Below are 6357 nucleotides of genomic sequence, written 5' to 3'. Positions count from 1 at the left end.
GTCCGGAGGCGCCCCGCGGTGGGCAGGTCAGCCCGCGTCGGCTGCCGCGAGGAGCTGCTCGAGCTGCGACTGGTCGAACATCATGCCGTCGAAGGCCGCGATGACCCGGAGCGGCATGTCGCCGGCCATGGCCAGCATGCTCTCGTCGATCGCCATGGCCGACGACCCGTCGTCGCCCGCCGCCATGGCGTCGCGCAGGATCGCCCCGGCAACCGGGTGGGCCAGGGCCTCGCTCAGCGTCGACGACGGCGTCAGGGGCAGGGTGACGTCCTCGCCGACCACCGTGACGGTGGCCGAACCGCGCAGGTCGCGCGACGAGGCGCCCACGGACACCACGAACTCGCCGCCCTCGACGACCCAGCGCCGCAGCACCGGGTGCCAGTACGACAGGTCGCGTGCGTCGAGCTCGAACGTGAGCGTGCGCGTCCCGCCGGGTGCGAGCGAGACCTTCCCGAACGCCTTGAGCTCGCGCTCGGGGCGCTCGACCGCGGACTGCGGGTCGCCCACGTAGACCTGGACGACCTCGGCGCCCGCGACGTCCCCCGTGTTGGTGACGGTCACGTCCACGGTGAGCGACGCCGTCGTGCCCTCGCCCGAGACCGTGACCGACAGGTCGTCGTAGGCGAACGTCGTGTACGACAGGCCGTGGCCGAACGGGAAGGCGACGTCCATGCGCTTGGCGTCGTAGTAGCGGTAGCCGACCAGCACTCCCTCGCCGTAGCGGACGTGCCCGAGCTCGCCCGGGAAGTTCCCGTACGACGCGTTGTCCTCGAGGCGGACCGGGACGGTCTCGGTGAGCTTGCCCGACGGGTTGCGGACGCCGAACAGCAGGTCGGCGATCGCCCCGCCGCCGGCCTGGCCGCCGAGCCAACCCTCGAGGATCGCCGCGGCGCGGTCCTGCCAGGGCGCGATCGCGACGGCCGAGCCGTTCGCGAGGACCACGACGACGCGCGCGCACACGGCCGAGACGGCCTCGAGGAGCGCGATCTGGTTCGCGGGCAGGTCCATGTCGTCGCGGTCGAAGCCCTCGGACTCGTGGCTCGCGGGCAGCCCCAGGAAGAGGACGACCGTCCCGGCGTCCCGGGCCAGTGCGACGGCTTCCTCGCAGAGGGCCGCGTCGTCGGCGTCGGACACCTCGGCCGTGATGCCGAAGCCGGCCGCGAAGGAGACCTCGGAGCCGGTGATCGCGTTGATCTGCGTCAGGGCGTCGTCGAGGCGGGTCGGCTGGACCTGGCTCGACCCGGCACCCTGGTAGCGCGGGGTGCGTGCGAACTCGCCGATGACGGCGATCGACGCCGCGGCGGCCGGGTCGAGCGGGAGGACGGGGGTGCCGTCCACGGGCTCGTTGCGCAGGAGGACCGCGCCCTCGGCGGCGGCCTCGCGGGCGAGGGCGTGGTGCTCGGCGACGTCGTAGGTCCCGGGCTCTGCGAGAGCCGGCAGAGCCCGGTTCAGGAGCGTGAGGTGGCGGCGTACGGCCTGGTCGAGGATCGCCTCGTCGAGCTCGCCCGCGCGGACCGCCGCGACGACCTCGGCGTCGGTGCGCCCGCCGGTCGCAGGCATCTCGAGGTCGAGCCCCGCGGCGAGCGCGGGCACGCGGTTCGAGACCGCTCCCCAGTCGGAGACCACGACGCCGTCGTAGCCCCACTCGTCGCGCAGGACCTCGGTGAGGAGCCAGTGGTCCTCGGACGCGTACGTGCCGTTGATCTTGTTGTACGAGCACATGACGGTCCAGGGCGAGGCCTTGGTGACGGCCCGCTCGAACCCGGTCAGGTAGATCTCGCGGAGCGTGCGCTCGTCGACGTCGGCCGAGACGCGCATGCGGTCGGTCTCCTGGTTGTTGGCCGCGAAGTGCTTGAGCGAGGTGCCCACGCCCTGGCTCTGCACGCCGTTGATGAGCGCGGCGCCAAGGTCGCCCGAGACCACGGGGTCCTCGGAGAAGTACTCGAAGTTGCGACCGCACAGCGGTGAGCGCTTGATGTTGATGCCCGGGCCGAGGAGCACCGCGACGTCGTTCGCGCGGGTCTCGCGGCCGAGAGCCCGTCCGACGCGCTCGAGCAGCTCGACGTTCCACGTGGAACCGAGCGCCGCGGCCGTGGGGAAGCACGTCGCGGGGACCGAGTTCGCGAGGCCCAGGTGGTCCGCGGAGCCGCTCTGCTTGCGCAGCCCGTGCGGACCGTCGGTGACCATGACCGCAGGAACCTCTGCGCCTGCGCGGTCGACGGGCTGCGTGTGCCAGAAGTCCAGTCCCGACGTCAACGACGCCTTCTCCTCGAGCGTGAGCTCCTGGATGAGCCGCTCGACGTCGAGCGGTCCGGCGGCACGTGCCGTGGTGGGGCTGGCGGGGTTCTCGTTGCTCACGGTGCACTTCCTCAGGGTTCGCGGCCAAGCCGCTCTGCTTGTTCGTCCGAGACTATCCGAGAAACCTACCGACTGGTAGGCATGTGGTCCGGGGTGTGCCGATCGACGGCTCAGTCGATGAGCGATCCCTCGGTCAGCACGGGCGTCGCGGCCAGGCAGAGACCGGTCCGGTCGCCCTCGGCCCAGGAGTCCTCGGAGGGGGTCCAGACCGAGAGCTCGATCCCCGCAGGGTCGACGTCGTCCGCCAGGACCGCGGGCACGCACACGCGCGAGACCTTTGCGTCCGCGCCGTCCTGGCCCGGCCACACGGAGTCGGTCGAGAAGTCCGTGCGTGCCACGACCTGCGCCTCGTGCGGGTCCCCGCACGGGACGACGCGCACCGTGGTGACGGCGCCGTCGTCGGGCAGCTCGGCGAGGCAGTTCCCCAGGACGAGCTGCCGCGCGTGCGCGTCCTGCGGTGCGCTCACGTCGGCGGGCAGCGCGCGCGTCGCCGCGCCGCCCAGCAGCAGGGCGACCGTCACGGCGATGGCCGTCAGCGACGTGGCCAGGCCCAGGGCGATGCCCGCCCACGCGAGGCCCACGCCTCGCGTGCCGTCCCGCCGGATCCGGGCGAGCGCCGCCGCCCCGACGCCCACCCCGACCGGCCCGAGCAGCAGGCCCGTCGGGATCGCGGCCACGGCGAAGGGCTCTGTCCGGGCGGCGGCCGGCTGCCAGCCCGGCGCGTAGTAGACGTCCGGGTCGTACCCGGGGGGCGGGGTGCTCATGCGGAGCTCGCCGCGACGCCGATGAACCAGAGCGCGAGGAGTGCCGTCATGACCGCTCCCACCGTGATCCCGGTGATCGCGTACCCGCGTCCCGTCGTCCCGTCGCGCGAGATCTGCTGGAGGGCCACGATGCCCAGGACCAGGCCGACGACCCCGGGGAAGAAGCAGAGCGCCAGTCCGGCGAGCGACGTGATCATCGACGCGAGGGCCAGGCCGTTCTGTCGGGGAGGAGGCGCGAACGACGCCGTCCACGCCGGCCCCTGCTGCCATGCCGGGGGCTGGCCCTGAGGGGCGCCGGGGTACGGAGCGTTCGCCCCAGGTGGCCACTGCCCCTGGGGGTACGGCCCGGGCGCATGTCCGGGCGCGGGCGGGTAGGGGGATCCGTAGGGGCTCCCGTGGACCGGTGTCCCTGGCGCGCCGTAGGGAGGGTGGGCCGGGCTGCCCACCGGCGGAGGCGCCGTCGGGAACCCGGCCCCCGCGGGGCCCGCGGGAGGGAAGTACGGGTCGGGCTCGACGGGGGCGTCCTCGATACCCGCTACGGGCGGCTGGTACGGGACGAGCGGAGGCTGGCGCGTGGGTCCGCCGGGGGCGAGGTAGGGGTTCGGCGGGGGCGTCGGATCCTGGTCCGGCGCGCCGGGACCCTGCGGCGGGTAGGAGGTCATGGGAGAACCGTAGCGACGCGGCGCGGACCTCGGTGGAACTCCCCACAGGACTCGCCCCGCGGTGGCCTGTCGGGGCCGCGGCAGGGCGCTCGCGATTATTTTGTGAGGATTCCACCCCAAACCGCCCTCAGCCCCTCGATACGGCCCTCCGCGTGTCTATGATCGTGGTGGTACCGGGCATCCGCGGTCTCTCGTACGAGGGATTTGGAAGGAGTCGTGCTTTTTTCGCTCGGCTCTCCGGTGCCCTACCGAGCGCGGCCGGCACAGGTCGCGCACGACGCATCACCGAGCAGTGAGGACGTCATGACCCTGCCACAGGCCGCACAGGCTCCCGCCACCACGAACGATCGAGCGGCGGTGGTTCTCGCTGCCGGTCACGACGACGCGTCACGCGAGCTCATCACCCGACCGCTCGGCGAAGCGACCGTGGTCGAGCTCGCCGTCGCCAACGTCCGCAAGGTCGTCGCCGACGACCGCATCGTGGTCGTCGTCGCCCCCGGCGACACCACGGTCCGAGGGCTCCTGGGCGACGACCTCACGTACGTCGAGCAGCAGGACCTGCCGGGGACCGGCGGTGCGGTGCTCGCGGCGCGTGCCGAGATCGAGGCCTTCGCGATCCCCGCGCGCGAGGTCCTCGTCGCCTACGCCGACACCCCGCTCCTGCGCTCCGAGTCCTTGCTGGGCCTCCTGACCCGCCACACGCTCAAGGGCGCGGACCTGTCGCTGCTCGCGGCCGTCGTGACCGAGGACCTGCCCACCTACGGGCGGATCGTCCGTGAGGACGGTGAGATCACCGCGATCCTCGAGGAGGAGGACCGCCCGGCCGACGCCGGGAGCGGCGGCACCCCCACCGAGGTCAACGTGGGCGCCTACGTCGCGTCCCCCGGCCTGCTGTTCGCCGAGCTCGAGGCCATGCTCGCCGAGGGCGAGCACCGCCTGACCGAGCTCGCCCGCCGCGTCATCGCCAAGCAGAAGAGCATCTCCTCGTACCGGATCTACGACACCGACGAGGTCCGGGGCATCAACACCCCCGAGGAGCTCCAGGAGGCCGCGGACATCCTCCTCAAGCGGCTCTTCATGCCCAAGAAGAACACCGACACCAAGATCGTGTTCGGCACCGGCGGGTGGCGCGCGATCATCGGTGAGGGATACACGCTCGCGAACGTGCGCCGCCTGTGCCAGGCGATCGCGAACGAGACGGTCCGCAAGGGCATCGACGGGCTGGGCGTCGTGATCGGCGGGGACCGCCGCTTCCTCTCGCGCGAGTCCGCCGTCGCGGCGGCCGAGGTCTTCGCGGGCAACAACATCCCGGTCACCCTCCTGCCCGACGACGTCCCCACGCCCCTCGTGACGTTCGCGGCGCCGTACCTCGGCGCGGCCTACGGCATCATCGTCACCTCGAGCCACAACCCGCCCGAGTGGAACGGCATGAAGGTCTTCCGCCAGGACGGATCGCTGCCCCTCGACGACGAGACCGACCGCTACCAGGACGAGGCCAACGCACTGAGCGTCGACGACGTCATCACGCTCGACCTCGCGGTCGCCCGCAAGGCGGGCCTGGTCGTGGACAAGGTCCTCACCGAGCCCTACGTCGACGCGATCGAGAAGATCGTCGACGTCGACGCGGTCCGCGGCTCGGACCTGCGGGTGATCGTCGACCCCATGTACGGCACGAGCCAGCTCACGCTCGGCACGATCCTCAACGACATGCGCGTGCGCTCCGAGTTCATCCACGCCTCGCACAACCCGTTGTTCGGCGGGATCGCGCCCGCGCCGGACCTGCAGCGTCTGTCGACCCTGATCTCGATGATCAAGCAGGGCGACGGCCGCTACGACCTGGGCATGGCCACCGACGGCGACTCCGACCGGATCGGCATCGTCGACGAGACCGGCGAGTACATCTCGACCAACGACCTCCTGCTCCTCCTCTACTGGTACCTGCACGAGTTCCGCGGCGAGAAGGGCGGCGTCGTGCGCAACCTCGCGACGACGCACCTGCTCGACCGGCTGGCCGCGCACTTCGGCGAGGAGTCGCGCGAGGTCAAGGTCGGCTTCAAGCACGTGACGGCCGGCATGGAGGAGATCGGCGCGGTCCTCGGCGGCGAGTCCTCGGGCGGCCTCACGGTCCGCGGCTGGATCCTCGGCAAGGACGGCATCTTCGCGTGCGCCCTGGTCGTCGAGATGCTCGCCCGCACGGGCAAGAAGATCTCCGAGCTGCGCGAGATGATCTACGAGATCACGGGTCGCCTCTACACGCTCGAGGCCGGCGTCGACTCGACGCCGGAGATGCGCGTCGCCGTGCCGCGTCGCCTCGAGGCGGACCCGCTCACGCACGTCGGGCCCTACCCGGTCGTGAGCATCTCCCACCTCGACGGCACCAAGATCGTCCTCGAGAACGACAACTGGGCGCTCCTGCGGTTCTCCGGGACCGAGCCGGTGCTGCGCATGTTCGTCGAGGCCGACTCCCCGGAGAAGGCCACCGAGCTTCTCGACTGGCTCAAGGGCTTCGTCACAGCGGGCGTCTGAGCCTCCCGCCCCCAGGGTCCCGCGACCTCGGAGGCTCGGACACAGGC

4 protein-coding genes are annotated in these 6357 nt (G+C 72.0%); 1 reads left to right on the top strand and 3 read right to left on the bottom strand.

Going from position 1 to position 6357, the window contains the following annotated elements:
- Positions 1–27: 27 nt before the first annotated feature.
- The 3 genes from ACFWFR_RS16385 to ACFWFR_RS16375 all read right to left on the bottom strand — a co-directional run bounded on the left by ACFWFR_RS16385 (position 28) and on the right by ACFWFR_RS16375 (position 3784).
- Positions 28–2358: a glycoside hydrolase family 3 C-terminal domain-containing protein gene (locus tag ACFWFR_RS16385; protein WP_377623659.1), complete on the bottom strand. Its 2331-nt coding sequence runs from the start codon at positions 2356–2358 to the stop codon at positions 28–30.
- Positions 2359–2468: 110 nt separating this feature from the next.
- Complete coding sequence (locus ACFWFR_RS16380) at positions 2469–3122, bottom strand: septum formation family protein (protein ID WP_377623658.1); 654 nt, start codon at positions 3120–3122, stop codon at positions 2469–2471.
- Positions 3119–3784 (bottom strand): DUF4190 domain-containing protein, encoded by a 666-nt coding sequence (locus ACFWFR_RS16375; RefSeq protein ID WP_377623657.1) that lies wholly within the window; start codon positions 3782–3784, stop codon positions 3119–3121. The genes ACFWFR_RS16380 and ACFWFR_RS16375 overlap by 4 nt, the downstream gene beginning before the upstream one ends.
- A 303-nt stretch (positions 3785–4087) precedes the next feature.
- Between ACFWFR_RS16375 and ACFWFR_RS16370 the strand changes: the two genes are divergently transcribed.
- Positions 4088–6310: an NTP transferase domain-containing protein gene (locus ACFWFR_RS16370; RefSeq protein ID WP_191800975.1), complete on the top strand. Its 2223-nt coding sequence runs from the start codon at positions 4088–4090 to the stop codon at positions 6308–6310.
- Positions 6311–6357 lie beyond the last annotated feature (47 nt).

Source organism: Oerskovia sp. NPDC060287 (genome assembly GCF_042726775.1).
In the GTDB taxonomy this organism is placed as follows: Bacteria; Actinomycetota; Actinomycetes; order Actinomycetales; family Cellulomonadaceae; genus Oerskovia; species Oerskovia merdavium.
This window is presented reverse-complemented; position numbering and strand designations above follow the sequence as displayed.